The following is a 22,447-nucleotide window of genomic DNA, read 5'->3' as shown; positions in this document are numbered from 1 at the left end:
AGTGATTGACGGATAAAATCTATAAACGAAATTGATTATGAAAAAGATAAATAAATATTCAGCTAAGGCGTTGTTCAGTCTGCAGATGTTTGCTTTTGTTTGTTTGCTTTCGGCCTGTAAAAAGAACGAGGGTTATAACACCGGGCCGGTATCTACTGATAATACCAAGCCTGCTGTAGTTACTAACATACAAGTAAAAAACTACAACGGTGGCGCATACATAACGTATGACTTGCCAACCTCTGATAATATTTTGTACGTGCTGGCACAGTATAAAATAAACGATAAAACATCAAGAGAAACCAAATCGAGCTATTACACGGATACCATTAAGGTTGAAGGTTTTGCAACAGACAAAGGTTATGACGTTACACTATATACCGTGAGCCGCGCAAACGTAAAATCAGACCCGCAAACGGTAACGGTTAATCCGGATGTGCCTTTTTATAGGTTAATAAAACCAACAGTTTCATTAACAACAGATTTTGGTGGCGTTAACATTCAGGCGCTTAACCCTAATAAAACAGAGATAGGGGTGATATTGATAGCGTTGGATAATCAAACCCAGGCGCTCGAGGTTAACGATCAGCATTACACCAACCAGGATACCATCAATTATTCGGTACGCGGCTTCCCGTCGGTATCGCGCAAGTTTGGAGTTTATGTAACCGATAAGTACGGTAATATATCCGACACAACTTTGCTGGATATTACCCCGCTATTTGAAACGCAACTTGATAAAAACAAATTCACGGTTTATCAAAAAGCAAGCGATAGCGAAATAGCCTATGGGTGGAACCTGCCCTATTTATGGGATGGTAAAACAGATGGCTACTCAAACGGCTGGCATACGGCCCCCGGTACAGGTAAACCAATGCAGTGTACATTTGGTATTGGTGTAACCGCCCAAATAAGCCGTATTAAAATTTTTGAGCGCCCGTTAGAGTACGCTTTTTTTCACGGTAACCCTAAAAACTTTAGTTGGTGGGGTTCAACTGCCGAGTCGCCGCAGGATGTTGTGTTGCCACAATCGGCACCTGTTGGTACCGTGGTTGGCGACTGGGTTAACCTGGGCAATTACCGTTATCCAAACCCACCATCGGGCCTGCAGCCGGGCTTTACAAACGCAGCAGATGAAAAATTTGTACAGGCAGGGGTAGATTTTGTGGTACCGGCAAGCGCGCCGGCAGTAAAATACCTGCGCCTGTTGGTTCACGATACCTGGGGTAAAGGTGATGTATCTCACTTAATGGAAGTAACGGTTTTTGGAAAACCGCAATAATATTTGATCAATAATTTAAATAAGAAATTATGAAAAATCTTTTTCGTATTTGTCTCTTCTCCTTTATTGTAGCAAGCTTTATTGCCTGTGAGAAAAAGGACCAGGAGTTTAAAAAATTCCTGGGAGATAAGGAAGTAACCTATCCCGGTAAGGTGCAAAACCCGCATTCAAAACCGGGTAATTTACGTACCGCGCTGGTTTGGAACCCAAGCCCCGATCCAAGCGTAAGTAAATATGTTATTTACTGGAACAATAAGGCCGATTCGTTAGTGTTTACCTCAAACAACCATAACACATCAGATTCGGTAACCACGGTGATACCGGGTCTAAGCGAATATATCTATTCGTTTACGATGATATCATATGATGGAAAAGGCAATAAATCGGTCCCTTTAGATATTAATAACGTTAAAGTTTATGGCCCTGTATATCAAAGCGGTTTATTAAACCGTGTTTACGATGCGGCAAACCCTTTTACGGTATCAGAAAATGGCGATGTAAAGCTTAACTTTTTAGCGCCGGATACATCATCATTAAATGTATCTACCATTATCAAATACACTAATAGAAACAATGTAGTGGTTGAGAAAAATTTGACGCCCGATGCCAACTCTTATACCATTACCGATTATAAATCCGGAGAGCCGGTAAGTTTCCGTTCGGGTTACATTCCCGTTAGGGGTGCTATTGACACCTTTTATGTAGAAAATTATAGCACTTTCCCGGAGATCAACGGGATAACCCAGTGTGCAAAATCTCTATTTAAAGAAAATAAGCTTAATGGCGATGCCGGTACTTACGAAGGTCAAACCAGCGTAAGCAAATTATGGGATGGTTCTGTTGGCCCGCAAGGTTACCCTAATATTTTCCATAGCGATGGTGACCATCGTTTGCCACACGCAATAACCTTTGATATGGGCAAGGTTTACAAAGCTTTAACCAGTATCGAAGAAACCGGCCGTAACTGTTGTAACAATCCGGATCAGTTTGAAATTTGGGGAATAGCAGATATTACAAATGCTGCTACCAATTTGTCGCCGAATGATAACGGCTGGCCGGCAGAAATGCAGGCAAAAGGCTGGACTTTATTGAAAGATATTAAACGTACGGATGATGGGCAGGCGCTTATGAAGTTTGATTTTGGCGCTGGCTTACCAGCCGTAAGATACATCCGGGTTAGGGTTAAACACGTAACCACGGGCGATAGCAATTACAGCAATATGAGCGAGATGACGTTCTTTAACGATGTACTTAAATAAACTTTAAATTATATTTTAATTACGGGTAAGCCATCCCGATAAGGGATGGTTTATTTGTAAACCTTTAAATTAGTTTCTACCAGGCAACCAGGCTATGTTGAAGTATATTTATTCCATTGTTATATTCATCTCTTCTATAATACCTGCTTATGCGCAAACAGCTAAACCAGCGTTGCCCTACCGTAATTATTACAACAAAAGGGGTGGTACCCCATATTTCCTGTCTGCGGCAGCAAAAAAGCAGGCAACAGTCGCTTTTTTAGGTGGGTCGATAACTTTTAACCCCGGTTGGCGGGAAACGGTAACCAATTATTTAAAGGAAACTTATCCTAAAACAAAATTTAGATTTATTGCCGCCGGGATCCCGTCATTAGGTAGTTTGCCACACGCGTTTCGCTTGCAGCGCGATGTGCTGGATTCGGGTAAGGTTGACTTGTTAATTTTAGAAGCCGCAGTAAATGACCGCGCAAATGGTACTGACAGCTTAACCCAGGTTCGTGATCTGGAGGGGATTATCAGGCACGCCAAACGTAGCAACGCGTTGATGGATATCATCATGATATCGTTCGCCGACCCGGATAAAAACAATGATTATGCAAAAGGCAAAATACCTGTAGAGGTATTCAATCACGAACTTGTAGCCACCCATTACAATCTGCCATCTATAAACCTGGCAAAAGAGGTTTATGACAAGATCCAAAACAAAGAATTTAATTGGCTCGAAGATTTTAAGGACCTGCACCCATCACCATTTGGGCAACATCTGTACTTCGCCAATATTAAAAGCCTGCTGCAAAAATGCGCTGATAAGCCCATTATTAAACGCCGCATAAAACATCTGCCCAAACCATTGAATGCCGGCAACTTCGATCGCGGTAATTACTATGGCATCAGCAATGCGCAGTACGATAAAAATTGGGTGATAGATAATAACTGGACGCCGAAGGACGGCCTAAGCACTCGCCCCGGCTTTGTGAATGTGCCCATGCTAATCTCAGAAAAGGCAGGTGCCGAACTTTCGCTGAATTTTATTGGAACCGCGGTAGGTATGGGTATTGTGTCTGGAGGTGATGCCGGGATAATTTCGTATTCGATAGATGGCGGCCCCTCTAAAGATATCGACCTATACACCGCCTGGAGCGGTGCGTTGCATTTGCCCTGGTATATTTTATTCGACGGAAACCTAAAGAAAGGTAGCCATGTTTTGCAGTTGAAAATCGCTGATAAACACAATGTAAAAAGCAAGGGTAATGCCTGCCGCATTGTTTATTTTTTGAGGAACGAATAGTCCATTGATTTGCTGCCTTTATCCATTTTAAAGCAGGAAGCGAGCATATATTTTTATGCAGCCAATTTGTATTTACCAACCGTCAGAATTTCAATTTGATTATTCGGCGGTGTTTGATAGCCTGACAACAATGAAGAGATCTTTATACTTTATTATCTTTATTTTTTTAGTAAATGCATCCGCGAATGCGCAAACTAAACCATTAAAGCTTTGGTATGATAAGCCCGCCGCGCAATGGGAAGAAACTTTGCCATTAGGTAACGGCCGGTTAGGTATGACACCCGATGGCGGCCTGCATGAAGAACATATCGTGCTTAACGACATCACCCTTTGGAGCGGTGCCCCACAGGATGCTAATAACTACGAAGCTTACAAAAGCCTGCCAGAGATCCGCAAATTATTGGCAGAAGGGAAAAACAACGAGGCGCAGGACCTGATAGATAAGAATTTTATTTGCAAGGGAGTTGGATCGGGTAGTGAGCCGTTTGGCAAATACCAGGTACTTGGCGATCTTAAAATTAAATTCAACTACGCCAATGACGGCGTACCTGTCAATTACAAACGTGAACTATCGCTCGATAATGCCGTTGCCAACTGTACTTACACGCTTAACGGCGTTAGATACAAGCGCGAATATTTTACAAGTTTCGGCAGCGATGTAAATATCATTAAACTATCTGCAAGTAAACCTGGGCAGCTAAACCTTATCATTGAACTGTCGCGCGAGGAGCGTTCAATAACTATCGAAAAAGATGGCGATTTGCAAATGTATGGTCAGCTTCGTAGCGGTACGGATAAGGGTGGCATGCAATATCTAACAAAAGTTAAAGCACAGCTAACCGGTGGCCGCCTAAGCCATGATGATAACCGGCTGGTGGTTAAGAACGCTACCGAGGTTATTATTTATATATCAGCGGGTACCGATTTTAGAGGTGCCGATTACAGGAAAAATGTAGATAATAAACTGGCATCAGCGTTAAAAGCCACTTACGACAACGAGCGTGCGCAGCACATAACCAAGTTTCAAAAACTATTTAAAAGGGTTAACTTAAATTTGGGTGAGGGGAGTGCAGTTGATGAAACGACTAATAAACGCCTCATCAGTTTTCATAAAAATCCAAATGCCGATAAATTTTTGCCTGTGTTGTTTTACCAGTTTGGCCGTTACTTAAGCATCAGTAGCACCCGGGTTGGCTTACTGCCGCCCAATTTGCAGGGTTTATGGGCAAACCAAATCAACACACCATGGAACGGCGATTATCACCTGGATGTGAACGTGCAGATGAACCATTGGCCGGTGGAGGTGTCAAACCTGTCGGAGCTTAATCTGCCACTTGCCCGCCTGGTCAAGGACATGGTAAAGCCCGGCGAACGCACGGCCAAAGCTTATTATAACGCAAATGGATGGGTTGCCCACGTAATTACCAATGTATGGGGATTTACGGAACCGGGCGAGAGCGCGTCATGGGGGGTAACCAAATCCGGTTCGGGCTGGTTGTGTAATAACCTTTGGGAGCATTATGCGTTTTCGGAAGATAAGGGCTATCTGCGCGACATTTACCCGATACTGAAAGGCTCGGCACAATTTTATAGCGATATGCTTACGCGCGATGCGAAAACGGGCTGGCTGGTAACCTCGCCATCCTCATCGCCCGAGAATAGCTTTTACCTGCCCAACGGCAAAACCGCCAGCATCTGCGTAGCACCAACCATCGATAACCAGATCATTCGCGAGTTATTCAACAATGTAATTACCGCCGGGAAACTTTTACGTAAGGACGAAGCCTTACGCAAAGACCTTGCGGCCAAACTAAAACAATTACCACCCGCGGGGCAGGTTAGCAAAGACGGCCGCCTGATGGAATGGCTGGAAGATTACCAGGAGACCGACCCGCAGCACAGGCATATTTCGCACCTGTATGGCTTATATCCTGCATCGCTGATAACCCCGGAAAGTACCCCTGCATTAGCCGAGGCCTGCAAGAAAACTTTAGAAGTTAGGGGAGATGACGGGCCAAGCTGGTCAATTGCCTACAAGCTATTATTTTGGGCAAGGCTGCACGATGGTAACAGGGCTTTTAAACTATTTACCGAGATCATGAAACCTACGTTGCGTACCGATATTAATTACGGTTCGGGCGGTGGCATCTATCCAAACCTGCTTTCTGCAGGGCCACCATTCCAGATAGACGGCAACTTTGGTACTACTGCCGGTATAGCCGAGATGCTTATTCAAAGCCACGCGGGTTTTATCGAATTGTTGCCCGCAGTACCTGATAGCTGGAAGACATCTGGTGAAGTAAAAGGCATGAAAGCGCGTGGTAACTACACTGTTGATTTTTCCTGGAAAAAGGGCAAGGTGACCAGCTGCCGTATAACTTCGCCACTGCATCGTAAAGTTAAAGTAAAGATGAATGGTTTGCTTAAAACGCTTAACACGGTAAAAGCGTAGTCATCTATCTTGTACTTTTTATAAACCTAAAAGAATGTTTAAAATCTACAGCAGGTTTTTAGCCTGTATCATATTTTCTGTCGTCGTTTTCTATGCGAAAGCGAGTGAAAAAAAGTCGAAAAATGCTGATGTCGTTATCATGGATTTCGGCTCAAACGGGCATATCGATTATAACTTAAAAACCGGCACATATAATGTAATACAATCCGGGAAACAGGCATTTACAGATATTTATGCCGAAGCAAAAGTTAACGCCGATACGCTAAATTCTAAAAAATACCGGCTTAGGAAGTACAGTAAAGTTGCTATCCAAACCGGTTTTGGAAAGGGTTTTAAAAATATGGTAATGCTAACAGGTAAAGGCATGCCGCAAATGGCGCAGGTGTTTTATACATATACTAATAAAAACTACTTTATTACCGAGATTAGTTTTACAGGCAAATTGCTTAAAACCAGTTATATGTCGCCGGTTAACGGGGACTTTGCTGATATAAAAGGAGGGGATGTCCGCTCACTTTTTGTGCCTTTTGATAATGATACCTTTATCAGTTATAACTCAAGATCATTTGGCGATAAAAACGGCGTCAGCTCCGAAGTAAGTTCGGTGTTTTCCAACGAAAGTCGCGCAGGGATAGTTGCTGGTTCCGTTGAGCATGAGGTTTGGAAAACGGGTGTAGATATGGAAAAAACCCCGGCATCCAACCATATAAATGTTTGGGGCGGATACACAGCCGAGGCGGTAACCCGTGATAAAATAAAGCATGGCACTGTTAGCGGTAATACAGTCACTTCCCCCAATATTTTTATGGGCTATTTTAACGATTGGCGTGGTGGAATGGAAGAGTATGGTAAGGCTAATCGCATTGCCGAGCCACCTTATGTTTTCAATTGGACAAAACCCACACCCGTAGGCTGGAATAGCTGGGGCGTGATCCAGGAAAAGCTTACGCCAGAGAAGATTACCAAAGTAGCCGATTTTTTTGCCGATAGCATCCCGGCATTCCGCACAGGGAATACGGCGTATATCGGCCTTGATTCTTTTTGGGATAATATGGTGCATAATGGGGATTACAGTCAGTTAAAAGCATTTGCAGACCATTGCAAAGCTAAAGACCTCGAGCCGGGTGTTTACTGGGCGCCATTTACCGATTGGGGCCACGACGGCGGTCCAAACCGAAAAGTTGATGGTAGCGACTATACCTTCGGTGAGCTTTGGACTAAAATTGGAAAAGGTTACAACGATATAGATGGGGCAAGGGCAATAGATCCGACGCATCCCGGTACGCAGAAACGCATCGCTTACATCATCGGCAAGCTAAAAGCTTGTGGTTTTAAAATGATCAAGATAGACTTTTTGGGCCATGCTGCGGTTGAGGCCAATAGCTTTTACGACCCAACCGTTACTACAGGTATGCAGGCCTACCGCAAAGGAATGGAGTATTTGGTAGATCAGCTTGGCGGCCAAATGCTGATCTATGCCGCTATCTCGCCAAGTATGGCTACGGGCCGTTACGCTCACATGAGGCGGATTGCCTGCGACGCGTTTAAATCTATCGAGAATACAAAATATACCCTTAATAGCGTGAGCTACGGTTGGTGGCAAACCTACTTGTACAATTACCTGGATGCCGACCACGTGGTGTTTAACGATGAAAGCATTGGCGCAAACCGTGCAAGATTGCTATCGGCGCTGGTTACCGGTACCTGGATATCGGGTGATGACCTTTCTATTAATGGCCAATGGACAGAACGCGTCAAAAACTACTACCAAAACACGGAATTGTTAAAACTGGTAAAAAATGGCAAATCCTTCCGCCCGGTTGAGGGTAACACAGGTATAGGCTCTTCAGAGATCTTTACCCAACAAGTGGGAGATAGCTTTTATTTGGCCGTTTTTAATTACAGTAAAGAGGCTAAAGCATTTGATGTATCAGCCGAACGCTTAGGTATCGATCTGTCTAAAATAACCACCGTTAAAGAAATCCTTCAAAATAATGCGATAGCGACTACAGGCAGCTTGCAATTCCAATTGAATGGTGCTGATGCTGTTTTGTATAAATTAAAGCTGACGAAGTAACTAAATCGGGCAGGCCGTTACAGTTAATAATGAACTGTAACCGTTATGTAATGCATTATTATGCGATAATTGGGCTATTTATATAACTATATGTCGTACATTGAGTTATTCCCGGCTGGTTTTCCCGTAGGGTTGCTATAATATTATTAGATACTAATGCCTGATATCATCGCTTCCGAATTACTTGCGGCCAATAAAGAGCTGATATTTCAAAATCAGGAAAAAGAAAAACGTGCGGCCGAATTGGCGATTGCCAATAAAGAACTCGAGTTTCAAAACGCAGAGAAAGAGAAACGCGCTGCAGAACTGATCATCACTTACAAAGAACTTGCCTACCAAAATGAGGAAAAGGAAAAACGTGCTGCAGAACTGATAGTTGCCAACGCTGAATTGATCTTTCAAAATACCGAGAAAGAAAGCCGTGCGGCCGAACTTAAGGTGGCAAATATTGAACTTGTATTTCAAAATGATGAAAAGGAGAAGCGCGCCGCAGAACTTATTGTAGCCAATAACGAACTTATCTATCAAAACGAAGAGAAGGAAAAGCGGGCTGCAGAGTTGATAACCGCCTACAACAAAATCAAAAAAGCAGAAGAATTTTTAAGGGAATATGTAGTTGGCCTCGAAGAAATGATGTTTATGACGCATCATAAGGTGCGCCAACCGGTAGCCAATATTCTAGGTATTTCGTACCTTCTTGACGAATTTATGGGTAAACCGGCAACGCTGAAAAGATTGGTGGGCTATATGCAACAATCGGCTATTGCTTTGGATAGTTTTACAAAAGAACTAACCGAGTTTATATCCGATCTGGACCAAAAGGGCAAGGACAAAAAATTGTTATAACATGCAATGTTAACTAACTTGCTTGTGCTTAACATAATGATAATATTGAATTAACCTTACTGTAACCTACTTTTGCACATATTATCAGATAGATACATGAAAAACAAACTTAAACCTCTCGTTAAAGAAGCAAAAAAAAACGCTCAAAAATCTTTACATCAAACACTTGTTGCCCAGTTAAAAGAAGCAACCGCTAAGTTTGGCGTAGCATCTAAAAAATTAGATAAAAAGATTGAGAAAGAAGCCAAAAAACTCGCTAAGAAATTTGCTAAAGATATCAAAATAGACACTGCTACTTTAGTTAAAGCAGATGAGCAAAAAGCGCCAGAAGCCCCAAAAACAACAAATCCGGCTGTAATCGCGAAAGCAAAAACTACACCGGTTGTCAAAAAAACTGAAACAGTAGTTACAGCATCTTAATTAAATTTTTATCAGCTCGTTTTTTAGGGCTGATATTACCAGGCCTGTTCTTGATTTTACCTCAAATTTCTGGAACAGGGCCTCGCGGTAATTATCTATGGTATGCGGGCTTAGGTTCATCATATCTGCAATTTGCTTGTAGGTAAGATCTGAGCAGCATAATTCCAAAAACTTAAGTTCGTTCGGGTTAAGGCCAATTGGCGCATTTTTCACCGGTTGGTTATTCTGGATATTACGTAGTAATTTGCCAGATACCAGTTCGTTAATGTAAAATGATTGCGAGGCTATACCTTTAATGGCACTCACCAGGTCGGCAGCTTTAGATTGTTTAAGCATATATCCACCTGCACCACTCTTCAACATCCCGATGATCGGTTTATCCTCCTCAAACATACTTAACGCCAGCACATTTATCTCCGGGTGATTATCCTTAAGCCATTTGGTTGTCTCATACCCATCCATAATAGGCATGGTAATATCCATCAATATTACTTCGGGCATTACTTCACCGCAAAGTTTTTTGATCATATCGGCACCGTTATCGGCATCAAATAAAACGTTTATCTCGTTAGATTCGGTTAACAAGTGTGCCAACCCCTGGCGAAAAAGGGTATGGTCATCAACAATTGCAATGTTTATTTTATTGGTTTGCATAGTTATTTGTACGGTACGTTTATAGTTATGGTTGTGCCATTTACCGGCGTTGAAACAATAGACGCGTTACCGTTTATCATACTGCTTCGTTTAATAATATTATGCAGGCCCATACCTGCCTTGCGCGCTAATATCTCTTCTACATCAAACCCCATCCCATTATCGCTGATGGTTAGTTTGTAGTTGTCTACGGCTCCTTCTAATTTGATATTTATCTCTGTCGCTTTAGCATGTTGGATAATATTGTTTATAATCTCCTGGAAAAGCCTGAATAGGATGGTCTCCTTAGCGGTATCGCTATTAAAAGGTACATTGTTATGCTCAAGGTTCACCAAAAATTTATCGGATCTTTTTAACCATTCCAGCTCAAATTCAATAGCTGCTTTTAAACCGCGGCTTACAATTTCTTCGCCATGCAGTAAACGGGAGAGAGCCTTTACTTCTTTGATAGATCGCATGGTAAGGTCTTCTACCAAAGCTATCTTTTCGGCTGTGTTTTTATTGTCATCGAGGTTTATCGAGCTTAGGGTGATGGTGGTTAAACTTAGCAGCTGCCCAATATTGTCATGCAGGTCGTAAGCAACCGTTTTAAGTGTTTGCTCCTGTACCTCCATCTGCGTCTTTAAAAGTTCGGTCTCAAAGTTTTTTTGAAGCATAACTGTTTCCTCCTGGTGTCTTTTTTTCCGTCGGTTATACGATAGTACATACAGGATCAAAAACAAAGGCGCTATTAAAAATACGATCGACGTAAGCCCTATAAGGGAGATGATTTCCTTTGAAGATATCTGCATAAGAAAGCGTATGACCAGAAAATGTACATCGTAACATCCAGCACGTTAAAAATAATATACCTCATAGACCGGCTATAGGTAATTACCTCGTACATAGATAGGTAGTAAAAAAAAATATTGCAGACGGTACTGCCAAAATAAAAGAACAGCGTACCGCCAACCCACCAGAACGGTGCCGAGTAAACCAGTGGTTCAAAATGCTCATCTTTTAGCTTAAGGTAGTAAAAGTAAAGGCTTGCCAGTACAAATATTACCGACATTACCGTTGCCGTATCTCCGGCAAATAGTTTACCGTTATGTGATACCAGGTCGGTAGCGTACATAACGGTAAACAAGCTTAACCAGGTAAATAACCATATTGGCCTGTAGCGATATGCTTTGTACAAGTGGAAAAAGAAATAGCTGGTAAAGCCACACTCAAACAACAGGTACAGGTTATAGATAGGGTAGTTGCGCACCTGCATAATTTCGCGGATGTAAATGCCGGCTACCTCAACACAACAGGTTAACAGTAAAAAAGGAATAAATAGCTTCCAGGCAAGGCTTTTTTCTTTACGCAAGAAAACAACCGCTGTTACAAGGCATAAAAACTCTGATACTGTATTAAAGGTTAAAAATATCATTATTACTGTTAAGGGATAAGCAGAGCACCTATGTCGTTACAATTTTTTGGCGGAGGGCAAAGTTCGCCGCGGTTCTCAGGAGTACCGCCTACTACAAAACCTAACACAGGTTTATCAGACCCTTTAGCTTTGCTGGTGAAATAATCGCGGTGAAATTTCTCTTCTTTTTGGTTGGTGCTGTCTTTTGTTGATACCATAACAAGCGTGTTGTAACCCCAGTACATTTTCGGTGGAGTATTGCTACCAATTACTTTCGGATAAATACTATCATAAGTGGCGTAATAAAAACGTATTCCATCACCGCCTTCGCTTTTGATTTTATCAAGCAGGGTTTGTAAACGCTGGGCACTGAACCAGACACATCGCGAATCCGCCTTTTTTTTTGCGATCATTCTGCCGTCTTTGTCTTTGTAAGTCGAATCTACCACACCGGCACGTTTTTCATAATTGGTAACGTACTGTTTTGCTTGTGCGTAGCTCAAGCTATCGTAATTGAACGGGGTGCCGCCACCGGCATTAACGGGTAGGTCGGCATGTTGGTTTTGGCAGGCGCTAAAGGCCAATACCACACCGGCTGCAATAAGCAAGGTTTTTTTAAGTGTCATAGTGTTCGGATTTAAGTTTTACCGAAAGTGATTATTTATAATAGGATATACAAATTAATACCTTGCCTTTTTTCCACTTAAACTAAGGCCAAAAAAAGCTGTTTTTACCCTATAGAGTACGTTATTTATAATTGAGATTTGTTTCAGAGATTATAGCTTTTGGGCATGATCCGGGCATTCGCTCTAAAATATCTATGCTTGCTAACGCCGGCATTTGGGATGGGATATGTGTACGCGCGTTTTGATTAATGATCATACAAATGGCGGTTACCGAAAAGCCTTTAAAAGAGTAGGTATAAAAACAACCTAAACCAATATCACAATGGACCCTATCAAAAGTATCCCTGCTGCCGAGCAGCAGCACATGCTGTTTCTTTTTATGCCGCTTAAAAAGAAAACATCACCAGCAATTGTAAGCCAGGCTCTTAGCAGTCTGCAAACTGAAATTAAAAACATTACCGACCCGCGCGCTGCAACCGGTGTGCATTTTTTTATGTTTTACCATTTGCTTGACGGGCAGGCCCCCCAACCCGGCCTGCCTGTAACAAGTTTCCAAACCATGCCGGGTAAAGACCTGCTTGTGGTGCAATCGCTTTATGACGCCGATTTTGCGCCGTACATCAGCTCGTTTGTAACAAACCCGGTTATTGCCTGGGGTTTAAATCAAATTGTTAATGCAATGGACGAAACGGGTATCTTCCCGGCATCAGATCCTACATCTGCCATCTCTATTAAAGCAAATGGTGGCGTAGCCGAAAATCCTGATGCATTTAATTGCCTGTTAATGCGTTATAACTTTGCCGACCCAACAATCCCTGCATCTGCGAAAGTACCTGCAGATACTAATTACAAGTACACACTTGGTGTAACTTTCCCTGGGTTAACAGTAGGCAAGGTGCTACAGAATTATCCCGATGCGCCGGATTTGTGGCCGTTCCCGCCGGCTGATATTACTTACGAGCAATCAACCCCGCCAACACCCTGCTAAATATCATTCCGATCCCCGCTTAAGCGGGGATTTTTAACTTGTTAAACCCAATTACAATGAGTACATATTTGAATGATGTTGCAGACCCCACTGCCCCACCTTTGCAACTTAACGATATACAGGGCCTGATACTACGGGGCTATAATTTCGATTACATCCGCTACCTGGTTTTGACCATTGATAACACTAACCTACCTGGTGCTCAGTCATTTTTGTCTGCTTTGTTGCCCGGAAGCGGGTCGCCGCTTAACATAACTTCGGCCGCGCCCTGGCCTAACGAGGTTAAACCATCCTATTGCTTAAATATTGGTATTACAAGCTTTGGGTTTAAAATGCTGATCGATAAAGATGATTATACTACAGTGAAAAACGGTAGTTTCCCATTGTTTAATTTATATGACGGTGGTGCTGCTCTCAATGCCGATGCGATAGGCGACAAGGAAGATAGCGCACCCGCAAAATGGTGGAAAAGATCTAAAGGGTGGAAACTACCTGCTGACCCCAAACTTGATGGATCTGACCTCCACATTCAATTAAGCATTTACACCCAAAGCGATAAGGAACGCGAAAGCTGCTACAACACATTATTGGGGATGATCCCTTTAAAAGACAATGTGCCTGCTTTGGCTTTAGCATTCTCAAAAGATTCAAACCCTTTATTAACCGGCCAAAACTATATCCACTTTGGGTATAAGGATAGCTTTTCGCAACCGAGGCTTAGTAAGGTGCCATGGAACACGAAATCGCAACGGATGCTGCTTGGCGTAAGCACGGTTGACGACAGGCCTATTGTACCTCCTTACAACTTTGTTATCACCCCCAAGTATTTTGATGGTAAAGCTACTGTACCTAATTACCGTGCGCACCCCCTGATATTAAACGGTAGTTTTGCTGCCTTTAGGTTACTTTACCAGGATGTTAAGGCCTTTAATACTTTTATTAATAAAACAGCAGGTGTAAGCCCCGAACTTGTTGCGGCAAAAATGTGCGGGCGCTGGTTTGACGGTACCCCGCTGGTGGTTTCGCCGGAAGGCCCGGATCCTAAACTTAAAGATTTTGATTACACCAATTTTAACTATCTAAACCATACCGAAAACCAGCAGGGGGTAAAGCAAAATGATGCATTAGGTGCTTTATGCCCCTATGCTGCCCACATCCGCCGTACCAACCCGAGAGATGATAATATGGTTACCGGCAACCAGGATAATCTTGACGGTACACCAAACTACGCCGAAAGCCGCAGGATAATGCGCAGGGCAGGTGCTTACGGCCCTGACTACAAGGAAGATGAATGCCCCGATACGCAACGTGGCCTGGTGGGTTTGTTCATCTGTGCTAACCTGGCGTCGCAGTTTCAATTTATTATGCAAAACTGGATAATCCGTAACAGTTTCCGCCAGCCTGATGCCAGCCGTAACAGCAGCGGGTTCGACCCATTGTTTGGCCCCCCGAATGATAGCATACAAGCTTATAACGAATTTGATTACCTGGATGCCAATAGCAAGCCGTCGCAATACAAAAAAATAGATGGCCTGGAGCGCTTTATCCGTACCGATGGCAGTTTGTATTTGTTCCTGCCCGGCATAGCTGCATTAAAAAAACTTTCGGAAGGAAAAATAGCTTAACTTAAACCCATAAACCTTAAATAAACCTTATCATGAAAACAACGCTCTTGTTTACTGATGATAACCGACTGGCAAGCCGGCCGGTATCTTACAAGGATATTGACGAAAAAGCATTGCACGCCATGGTGCAGTCGGCCGTCAATGTCGAATTATTTACCATCCCGCTGTACATGACCTCGCTTTACTCGCTACAGGGCATGCACGAGATGAACAGCAAAGGAAGCAATTTTTACGAAGGCCGTACCTGGCCGGGCATGGCAGCATCGGCAAAGCCACAAAACGAGAATGAGCAGGCATTTAACGCGGTGTTCAGTGTGTTTGTTGCTGAAATGCTACACCTGCAGATCATCTCCAACCTGGCGAAAGTAGTGGGCTACGATCCTAAATTCACTTGCGAGCCTTTGCAGGACGAGAAAACTTACGCATGGAAATGCTACACGCCCGATTCATCTGTACTGCCGGGCATCCTCGATTTTAAGGATACTGTTAAAAGCACTCACATCAAAGTAAAACTGGGGCCGATGGATAAAGACCAGTGTAACCTCTTCCTGGCCATCGAGCAAACAGAAAAAGCTGCATTAGCAGATATCCGCGAAGATAAAAAAGCTAAATACGAAGAAAAGGCGCCCTACAATAACTGGAAAGAAGGCGAGCCTTTACCGATGTTTGGATCGATAGGTAATATGTACCTGCAATTATGGAACTACCTGTCTATTGAATATGTTGACGGCACTACCCTTTGGGAGATAGTTTACAAAAAAGGCCTGGAAAAATCGCAGGCGGTATCAACTAAAGGTGGCGATAACAGGAAGCTGGAGTACGCTATTCAAAAAGAAGTATTTAATCCCGGCAGGCTGGATCCAACACAAACAAGCCAGGACGAGTACCCGTATATGCCAACCAGCATCAATACCGGCGATCTAGAAAAAGCACTGCATGATGTACTGAACATGATAAATGGTATTACCGACCAAGGCGAAGGTGGTGGTGTTATCGACGAGATCTTACAGCGTGTTAGTAAAAGCCGTAATTTAAAAACGCCGTTAACTTTAATGGCTGTGCAGGATATGTTTCAGCCTAAGTGCCCGGTGCTGCGCGCCAAATACCCATCATATAATGCCAAAGGTGGCGATGAAGATTCGGCTAAAGCGGAGGCCCGTTGCCACTTTGGTAAAATGGACCATTACGAAACTTTCGCTTTTGTGTTAGAGCTGGTTAGAAGCGGTAAGATCGAAACCTGGGACCAATGGCATGCAAAAGGCAACAAATGGACGCCAGAAATGCTGCAAACCAAGGCATATAACCCCGCACTTTACCCGCAATTGCCATTATCTGGAGATATTGCCGGGGCGCTTAACCGTTTAAAACTAAACGATGCCGATGGCAAAAACTACGACTTGTTTAGCCGTGCCTCAACGGGTGCTATAGCGGGTGTTACCCGGGTATTGAACGATTATTTCCAAAACCCTAAAACTGCGTTCCCTTATCCATCAATGGGTGGCTCGGGCGATAGGTTGTCTATCTGCTGGGCGGTATTTGGCAAGATCCCGGATCTATCGTTAGGTGTAACCTCAAAGGATTACCCACCTTTGAACCGAAACGAACATTTATACCACGCCTGCCAGGGCTTAAACCTTGACGAGGATATAGTAAAAGACCCTGCAAGTTGCGCGCCTGTACAACTATTCCACGCTTGTAAAAGCTCTAATGAGTGTAAGGGCGAAGGCGGTTGCGGCTTTGTACAATCTACAGGTGGCGGTGGTGGTTGCGGCTCGTCTGCAAATAATACTTTCCTGAAGGCTAAAGGTGATAAGGTATCGCCGTACAGCCCGCCATCAGATAACGCATGTGGTGGTTTAGGTGGTTGCGCCGTGCCTATGTCGGCCTCGCAGATGTATCCATCTATTTCTCCACCAAACGAATACAAAATGCAGTTGAATGACTTTGGCCCAAAACCAAAATACCAACCAACGCCATTTGCAATAGTTGATTACGCACAGGGCGACCTGGTTTATGATGTGGCCTGGAATGCTTATGCCGCTGTATTGAAAAAACGCGGCGTACCTGTTCCCGAAAAGCCAAAACCAAGCGACTTGCGTTTGGCGTTCCCACCATCAACCTAAAAAACAATTTTTGCCATGAGCATTAAAACTACACCACGCCTGGGCCTGCCAAATTTGGGCCTTGGCGTGGGTTTACGAAACAAGCATTTTAATTACCTGCTCAATAACCCGGCGGGGGTAGATTGGTTCGAAATCATCAGTGAGAATTTTATGGATGATTTTGGATTTGCAACACACGTGTTGATGCATGTGCGCAAGCAAGTGCCGGTGGTAATGCACGGTGTGTCTTTATCCGTTGGTAGTACCGACCCAATCAATTACACCTACCTGCAAAAGCTGAAAGCCCTGGCCGAAGCTATTGAACCCGAGTGGATTTCTGACCACTTGTGCTGGACAGGCGTTGCCTATACCAACACGCACGACCTGTTACCTATGCTCATGACCGAAGAAAGCCTTAACCATGTAGCCGAACGTGTTTTAAAGATCCAGGATTATTTAAAGCGCCCCCTGATATTAGAGAACCCTTCCACTTATCTGCAATTTAAAGCATCAACCATGCCCGAGTGGGAGTTTTTATCTGCCCTGGCTAAAGAGACCGGCTGCGGTTTACTGCTCGATGTAAATAACGTTTTTGTATCGGCACATAACCATGGCTTTGATGCGGTGAAATACATTGACAATCTGCCCAATGAAAGCATTGTGCAAATGCACCTGGCCGGCCCAACAGATTGCGGCGATTTGCTAATTGATACGCACGACCAACCCGTTCCATCAAAAGTCTGGGAACTGTTTCACCAGGCATATAACCTAACAGGCGGCGTAAGTACCTTGTTAGAATGGGATGCCAGGATCCCCGAATATCCCGAATTGCTTGAGGAGCTTTTTAAAGCTAAGGAAGTTTTAAAAGGAAATATCCCGCAGGAAGGGGTTTACCGCTCACCACATTTGCCGGTATCAAACCCGGTCGGTTTTCAGTTACAGGCATCAAATGGTTAAGCAAGATACCGCAATGCTGCAAAACTGGCTTCGCACCGTGGTGATGGCGCCCGGCTTCCTTAATCAGAAGATAGGCTTCGCTAACCACACCTATCAATTGAGCGAACATGATGTAGTAACTGATAACGATATCGCTTCGGTACATTCCCGTTTAAACGTTTATAGCTCCGGCTACATGATGAGGTTGCTGGATTGCATGTATGCAGATTATGCCATCAGTAAAAAATTTATGGGGGATGAGTTGTTTGATAGCTTTGCGAAGGCTTACCTCATGTACCACCCGTCTACATCTTATACTTTGTATGATCTTGGCGAAAAATTCCCCGATTTTTTGGATAAAACCAAACCGCAATTACCTGAGGGTGAAGATAGCAGCGCTTTTGACATCCCTGCAACGTTAGCACGGGTCGAACGTGCCAGGCAGGTTGCCATGCGTGCACGGGGGACAGAAGAAGAAGCCGTTGATGCCAACCCGGCTGATGTTTACCAGATGTTCGCTACCACGCTGAATATCCGCATCCCCGAATGTTTACAGTTACTGGAGTTAAACCTTCCCATGAAGCAATTTTTTGAAGCCGTGCTGCGCGATGAGGAGTATGAATTGCCATCGCCGCAAAAAACCTACATGGCCATCAGCAGGAAAAATTACAGGGTGGTGCTTGATGAGATCACTCAAATCCAATACCTGCTATTGCAGGAATGTAAGAGCCATACCAATTTGTACGATGCTATCGCCACACTCAGTGCAAGTCAAAATATCCCCACGGCTAATCTGTTAGCTGACGCTTACTTATGGTTGCCGTATTTCCGTAAATGCGGGTTTGTGCAAGTGGTTGGCTAAACTTCCGACTCCATTAGTACATCATCCTTATGCTTCTGCAATGTTTTAGAACGGAACATCATGTAGATGATAGCCAACATGCTAACCGCAGCCGTGGCATATAAAATGCGTGGCACCATTCCAATAACATCCTGGTAAAACCAACCTGAGATCAACGCGCCTAAGCCGATGCCTGCTTCTAATGAGATATACATGGTAGCCATTGCTTTTCCGCGGTGTTCGGGGTGGCTCATGTCTACCGTCCAGGCGTTTAGGGCAGGGGAGAGGATGCCGGTTGCCACACCATATATTACACCGCCTGCCAATAGCCCCATGGATGTTTTTTCATACCCGATAACTATCAGTGATATGACCAGCAAAACCAAGCCTGCTTTAATAACGCTTATACGCCCGTATTTATCAGATACTCTTCCCGCCCCAAAACGGATAAGCAACGATGCAATGGTAAACACCATAAAAAATAAACCCTTGTTCATGATACCCAAGTGGCCGCTCCAATCGGGGATTACGGTTAATATCGCGCCGTAAGCAACGTATGATAATAGCGTTACAATAGCGGCAGGCAAAATTTCTACCGCGATAATATCCTTACGCGAGATCTTTAAAATGGACAGGGTGAATTTTTGTTTTACCTTTAGTGTTTCTTTCATGTTCATCAATATGATGATAGACATGAGCGCTAAAAAGGATGACGTATAAAAAAGGGTGTTCAACGAAAAGTATAGCCTGATAGTACTGCCAATAAACGGCCCGATAGCTAAACCTGTGCTAAAACAAATGCCATGCAGCCCCAAAGCCTCGCCCCAGCGTTCGCGGGGGATGATATCTGCTACATAAGCCGCGGTGGCCGTTGGTTTAAAACCGGTGGAAAAACCATGCAATAACCTAAGAAACAGGAAACCCGAAACAGTACTTAATACAGGGTACAAAAAACCACAAATAAAACAAACTACAGAACCCACAGCCATTACGGGCACCCGACCAATGGTATCTGTTAACCTGCCGCTAAATGGGCGGGATATACCTGCGGTAAGCGTAAATAATGCAATAATAAGGCCTTTGTGCTCGCCGCCGCCAAGGCTGGTAAGGTAGGAGGGTAACTCCGGGATCAACATATTAAAACTTGCCGAAAACAGTAACGAGCTTAAACAAACCAGCGCGAAATGTAAGTTATAAATAGACGGAGCCGGTTTGGTCATACGTAGAATAGTAGATATTTGGCAAGTGTACCAAATTGCAACAAAAAATCACCTGCCGATTTTTAAACATCAGCAGTGTGGATAAAATATGAGGTGGACCAGAAAACACAAAGTGTGTTACCGTTTACAACAAAAAAAGGGCTTATTTAATAAGCCCTTTCCTGTTTTATAAAGCATTGAGCTTATTTCTGCAGCACCATCACGCCATTCATAATTACAGTTGTGCCACCATCGGCAACAATGTTATAAACTTTTTGGTTGCCGCCGGCATACTCTGTTTTTAACAGAACGGTAAAGCTTTCGTACTTGCCGGTTTGCTCGTTAAGGCAAAGTACATGCTGCCCAATGCCAATATCGCCTATTTTTCGGTTGCCTTGTTTGGTTAGCATCGGGTGGTTTGGCGTAGCTTGCAATACTTTGCTGTTTAGGGTAATGTTATTGCCTTTTGTTTGTGCCGATACAAGCACCAGCTTTGTTAAAGCGTAGTTTTTAGCATCGTGGGTGGTAAGCTCTTTAACTTTTACGGCAGATGCAATTTTGGTTGCAGGGTCAATAGTAATTACCTCATCGCCGCTTCTAACATCTTTTAAAAGCTTTTTAGCGCCGTTTGCCATTGTTACCAATTCATCACCCGGGAAACAAATATCATTGCCATAGGTAGCAGATTCATCCTTCATATCCTTGCCGCCGTTTAGTAGTTTATATTGCTGAAAGCTAAGCTCTTTCGACAGGATGTATGATAGCTTTAGGATAAAATTGGTTTCTACTTTGTTGATGTTATCGATATCCTCGAAGTATTTTTCCCACACTTTGGCATCTGCCGTAAAATCCGGGACGAGGACTTTGTATAATTTCCCCTTTTCGTTGGTGTAGAAAACCATGGTGCCAATTTCTTGCATGCCCTCTTTGGCGACCAATTTATACAGATCGATGCGTTTTTTTAAGCCATCGCTGCCGGTAATAAAGTAGGGTTTGCGGCCTTCGTACCTGTCAAGCACGTAGGTGTTCTCAAACTTTACGTAGGTGTCCTTGTCCAGGTCGGCAATGGTAAAAGTTTGCGCCTTGGTATATTCCGCCATGGTTAGTGGCCGTGGTGTTACGGTTTGTGCATTGCTGCAAAAAGCAAGGCCTGCAAGTAGTAATGTTATGGTTAGTTTACGCATGTTTTGTTAGTGTCAAGATATAAGAGGCAAGAAACAAGACCTTTTAAAATTTCTGTCTTGGCTCTTGCTTCTTAACTCTTGCTTCTTTTTAATTAAGATATTTCTTTAAATGCGGCGGCAAAGGCTTCCATTTCGTCCATGCGGCCTATGCTGATTCGGCACCAATCCTGGCCGTTCAGTTTCCAGTCGCGGATGCCTATGCTCCGTTTAAACATTTCGGTGCTGAATTTTTTGCCATCCATTTTTATCGGGAACATCACAAAATTAGCCGACGACGGGATGTAGGTATAACCCTCTTTCTTTAAAACCGAATATAAATACTCTTTAGATTCGTTGGTCTTTTTCAAGGTTTCGGCTAAAAAGTCTTTTTCCTGGTAAGCGGCTACAGCGGCAGCCAATGTGGTGCTGCTGATATTAAATCCATCGCTTCCGTACTGTTTCAATATTTTAATGGTTTCGGGCTGCGCGATCACATAACCCAAACGCAAACCTGCAAAGCCATAAAGTTTAGAAAAGGTGCGGGCTTTAATAATGTTATTGCCGGCCTTCAGCTGACTGATCATGGTGGTGCTTTGTGGGTCGGGCAGGTAATCTATATAGGCCTCATCCACAAATACCATTGTTTTTTTAGATACACGGTCGCAAAAGGCTTTAAGTTTTTCGGTATCTACCACCGTAGCTGTAGGGTTATTGGGGTTGCAAATGTAAACCATACCGGTATTGGCATCCACCTTGGCTTCCATGGCATCAAGGTCTAACTTATAGCCGGCAGTAAGCGGCACTTTCACCCATTTGCCGTCAAACTCCTCGGCGTAGGTGGGCAGGTCATCGTATGAGGGGTCGCCGGTTATAACACTTTTGCCACCCTTGGTATAGCATATAGCTGCGGCGTGCAGCAACGGGGTAGATCCGGAATCAAGGATGATGTTTTTCATTGCCACACCCTCGTACTTCGCAATCTTACCCGATAGCTGTGAGCCCAACATAAATGGGTATTGATAACTTTTATCAAGCGAATCTGCAATGGCCTTTTTAGCCGCAGGCGAGGGGCCGAACGGGTTCTCGTTAGCCAGCAACCTTGCTTTCAAGTCAAACGGTGCAGCGGCTGCTACTTCCCGGTCGGTAAGCACGCCCGGCGACTTTAACATACGTTTAGGCATAGCTGACAACTTACTGATGGTGCCCGAACAAAAAGCCAGTCCCCCGGCTACAAATGCGCTGGACTTGATCCAGTTTCTGCGGTTAATTGAGTTTGTCATTGTGAAGGTATTTTAG

The 22,447-nt window shown here is 43.8% G+C and carries 19 protein-coding genes; 12 read left to right on the top strand and 7 right to left on the bottom strand.

The features are described 5' to 3' along the window. Positions 1–37: 37 nt before the first annotated feature. The 7 genes from ABIB39_RS14975 (at position 38) to ABIB39_RS14945 (ending at position 9,624) form a co-directional block, all read left to right on the top strand. Entirely contained in the window at positions 38–1,282 is a 1,245-nt protein-coding gene (locus tag ABIB39_RS14975) for a DUF5000 domain-containing lipoprotein (RefSeq protein WP_354430971.1), read from the top strand. 29 nt (positions 1,283–1,311) lie between these two features. Beyond that, complete coding sequence (locus ABIB39_RS14970; protein ID WP_354430970.1) at positions 1,312–2,541, top strand: DUF4998 domain-containing protein; 1,230 nt, start codon at positions 1,312–1,314, stop codon at positions 2,539–2,541. A 94-nt stretch (positions 2,542–2,635) separates the two neighbouring features. Next, positions 2,636–3,829 carry an SGNH/GDSL hydrolase family protein gene (locus tag ABIB39_RS14965; protein WP_354430969.1) on the top strand — a complete coding sequence of 398 codons (1,194 nt, stop codon included), beginning with the start codon at positions 2,636–2,638 and terminating at the stop codon, positions 3,827–3,829. A 130-nt stretch (positions 3,830–3,959) separates the two neighbouring features. Then, positions 3,960–6,281, top strand: a complete 2,322-nt coding sequence (locus ABIB39_RS14960; protein ID WP_354430968.1) for a glycoside hydrolase family 95 protein — start codon at positions 3,960–3,962, stop codon at positions 6,279–6,281. A gap of 34 nt (positions 6,282–6,315) precedes the next feature. After that, complete coding sequence (locus ABIB39_RS14955; protein ID WP_354430967.1) at positions 6,316–8,358, top strand: alpha-amylase family protein; 2,043 nt, start codon at positions 6,316–6,318, stop codon at positions 8,356–8,358. Between the two features lie 156 nt (positions 8,359–8,514). Next, complete coding sequence (locus ABIB39_RS14950) at positions 8,515–9,204, top strand: diguanylate cyclase (RefSeq protein WP_354430966.1); 690 nt, start codon at positions 8,515–8,517, stop codon at positions 9,202–9,204. Between the two features lie 96 nt (positions 9,205–9,300). Next, on the top strand, positions 9,301–9,624 hold the full coding sequence (locus tag ABIB39_RS14945; protein ID WP_354430965.1) for a hypothetical protein: 324 nt from the start codon (positions 9,301–9,303) through the stop codon (positions 9,622–9,624). Here ABIB39_RS14945 and ABIB39_RS14940 read toward each other — a convergent pair whose 3' ends face one another. From ABIB39_RS14940 to ABIB39_RS14925, 4 genes are all read right to left on the bottom strand, one after another. Continuing rightward, positions 9,625–10,278 carry a response regulator gene (locus ABIB39_RS14940; RefSeq protein ID WP_354430964.1) on the bottom strand — a complete coding sequence of 218 codons (654 nt, stop codon included), beginning with the start codon at positions 10,276–10,278 and terminating at the stop codon, positions 9,625–9,627. It lies immediately after the preceding gene. Between the two features lie 2 nt (positions 10,279–10,280). Next, a complete protein-coding gene (locus tag ABIB39_RS14935; RefSeq protein WP_354430963.1) occupies positions 10,281–10,934 on the bottom strand; it encodes a sensor histidine kinase in 654 nt (217 codons plus the stop codon). A 98-nt stretch (positions 10,935–11,032) separates the two neighbouring features. Continuing rightward, complete coding sequence (locus ABIB39_RS14930; protein ID WP_354430962.1) at positions 11,033–11,692, bottom strand: hypothetical protein; 660 nt, start codon at positions 11,690–11,692, stop codon at positions 11,033–11,035. A gap of 8 nt (positions 11,693–11,700) precedes the next feature. Beyond that, positions 11,701–12,297: a hypothetical protein gene (locus tag ABIB39_RS14925; protein ID WP_354430961.1), complete on the bottom strand. Its 597-nt coding sequence runs from the start codon at positions 12,295–12,297 to the stop codon at positions 11,701–11,703. Between the two features lie 322 nt (positions 12,298–12,619). Between ABIB39_RS14925 and ABIB39_RS14920 the strand changes: the two genes are divergently transcribed. From ABIB39_RS14920 to ABIB39_RS14900, 5 genes are read left to right on the top strand one after another with little or no spacing between them, the layout of a single operon-like run. Beyond that, positions 12,620–13,285: a hypothetical protein gene (locus ABIB39_RS14920; RefSeq protein WP_354430960.1), complete on the top strand. Its 666-nt coding sequence runs from the start codon at positions 12,620–12,622 to the stop codon at positions 13,283–13,285. A 56-nt stretch (positions 13,286–13,341) separates the two neighbouring features. Next, positions 13,342–14,910, top strand: a complete 1,569-nt coding sequence (locus tag ABIB39_RS14915) for a hypothetical protein (protein ID WP_354430959.1) — start codon at positions 13,342–13,344, stop codon at positions 14,908–14,910. A 32-nt stretch (positions 14,911–14,942) separates the two neighbouring features. Then, positions 14,943–17,033: a ferritin-like domain-containing protein gene (locus ABIB39_RS14910; RefSeq protein ID WP_354430958.1), complete on the top strand. Its 2,091-nt coding sequence runs from the start codon at positions 14,943–14,945 to the stop codon at positions 17,031–17,033. A 15-nt stretch (positions 17,034–17,048) separates the two neighbouring features. Beyond that, complete coding sequence (gene bufB / locus ABIB39_RS14905) at positions 17,049–17,969, top strand: MNIO family bufferin maturase (RefSeq protein WP_354430957.1); 921 nt, start codon at positions 17,049–17,051, stop codon at positions 17,967–17,969. Next, positions 17,962–18,810 (top strand): HvfC/BufC N-terminal domain-containing protein, encoded by an 849-nt coding sequence (locus ABIB39_RS14900; protein WP_354430956.1) that lies wholly within the window; start codon positions 17,962–17,964, stop codon positions 18,808–18,810. The genes bufB and ABIB39_RS14900 overlap by 8 nt, the downstream gene beginning before the upstream one ends. Here the strand turns inward: ABIB39_RS14900 and ABIB39_RS14895 are convergent. The 3 genes from ABIB39_RS14895 to ABIB39_RS14885 all read right to left on the bottom strand — a co-directional run bounded on the left by ABIB39_RS14895 (position 18,807) and on the right by ABIB39_RS14885 (position 22,431). Then, positions 18,807–20,009: an MFS transporter gene (locus tag ABIB39_RS14895; protein WP_354430955.1), complete on the bottom strand. Its 1,203-nt coding sequence runs from the start codon at positions 20,007–20,009 to the stop codon at positions 18,807–18,809. The genes ABIB39_RS14900 and ABIB39_RS14895 overlap by 4 nt on opposite strands. A 182-nt stretch (positions 20,010–20,191) precedes the next feature. Beyond that, complete coding sequence (locus ABIB39_RS14890; protein ID WP_354430954.1) at positions 20,192–21,172, bottom strand: Hint domain-containing protein; 981 nt, start codon at positions 21,170–21,172, stop codon at positions 20,192–20,194. 92 nt (positions 21,173–21,264) lie between these two features. Then, positions 21,265–22,431: a pyridoxal phosphate-dependent aminotransferase gene (locus ABIB39_RS14885; protein WP_354430953.1), complete on the bottom strand. Its 1,167-nt coding sequence runs from the start codon at positions 22,429–22,431 to the stop codon at positions 21,265–21,267. Positions 22,432–22,447 lie beyond the last annotated feature (16 nt).

The sequence above is a fragment of the Mucilaginibacter sp. UYP27 genome (genome assembly GCF_040547175.1).
In the GTDB taxonomy this organism is placed as follows: domain Bacteria; phylum Bacteroidota; class Bacteroidia; order Sphingobacteriales; family Sphingobacteriaceae; genus Mucilaginibacter.
This window is presented reverse-complemented; position numbering and strand designations above follow the sequence as displayed.

Coding starts and splice junctions, on each gene's coding strand:
- ABIB39_RS14975 (WP_354430971.1), top strand. CDS start 38: ATGAAAAAGATAAATAAATATTCAGCTAAGGCGTTGTTCAGTCTGCAG.
- ABIB39_RS14970 (WP_354430970.1), top strand. CDS start 1,312: ATGAAAAATCTTTTTCGTATTTGTCTCTTCTCCTTTATTGTAGCAAGC.
- ABIB39_RS14965 (WP_354430969.1), top strand. CDS start 2,636: ATGTTGAAGTATATTTATTCCATTGTTATATTCATCTCTTCTATAATA.
- ABIB39_RS14960 (WP_354430968.1), top strand. CDS start 3,960: ATGAAGAGATCTTTATACTTTATTATCTTTATTTTTTTAGTAAATGCA.
- ABIB39_RS14955 (WP_354430967.1), top strand. CDS start 6,316: ATGTTTAAAATCTACAGCAGGTTTTTAGCCTGTATCATATTTTCTGTC.
- ABIB39_RS14950 (WP_354430966.1), top strand. CDS start 8,515: ATGCCTGATATCATCGCTTCCGAATTACTTGCGGCCAATAAAGAGCTG.
- ABIB39_RS14945 (WP_354430965.1), top strand. CDS start 9,301: ATGAAAAACAAACTTAAACCTCTCGTTAAAGAAGCAAAAAAAAACGCT.
- ABIB39_RS14940 (WP_354430964.1), bottom strand. CDS start 10,278: ATGCAAACCAATAAAATAAACATTGCAATTGTTGATGACCATACCCTT.
- ABIB39_RS14935 (WP_354430963.1), bottom strand. CDS start 10,934: ATGCTTCAAAAAAACTTTGAGACCGAACTTTTAAAGACGCAGATGGAG.
- ABIB39_RS14930 (WP_354430962.1), bottom strand. CDS start 11,692: ATGATATTTTTAACCTTTAATACAGTATCAGAGTTTTTATGCCTTGTA.
- ABIB39_RS14925 (WP_354430961.1), bottom strand. CDS start 12,297: ATGACACTTAAAAAAACCTTGCTTATTGCAGCCGGTGTGGTATTGGCC.
- ABIB39_RS14920 (WP_354430960.1), top strand. CDS start 12,620: ATGGACCCTATCAAAAGTATCCCTGCTGCCGAGCAGCAGCACATGCTG.
- ABIB39_RS14915 (WP_354430959.1), top strand. CDS start 13,342: ATGAGTACATATTTGAATGATGTTGCAGACCCCACTGCCCCACCTTTG.
- ABIB39_RS14910 (WP_354430958.1), top strand. CDS start 14,943: ATGAAAACAACGCTCTTGTTTACTGATGATAACCGACTGGCAAGCCGG.
- bufB (WP_354430957.1), top strand. CDS start 17,049: ATGAGCATTAAAACTACACCACGCCTGGGCCTGCCAAATTTGGGCCTT.
- ABIB39_RS14900 (WP_354430956.1), top strand. CDS start 17,962: ATGGTTAAGCAAGATACCGCAATGCTGCAAAACTGGCTTCGCACCGTG.
- ABIB39_RS14895 (WP_354430955.1), bottom strand. CDS start 20,009: ATGACCAAACCGGCTCCGTCTATTTATAACTTACATTTCGCGCTGGTT.
- ABIB39_RS14890 (WP_354430954.1), bottom strand. CDS start 21,172: ATGCGTAAACTAACCATAACATTACTACTTGCAGGCCTTGCTTTTTGC.
- ABIB39_RS14885 (WP_354430953.1), bottom strand. CDS start 22,431: ATGACAAACTCAATTAACCGCAGAAACTGGATCAAGTCCAGCGCATTT.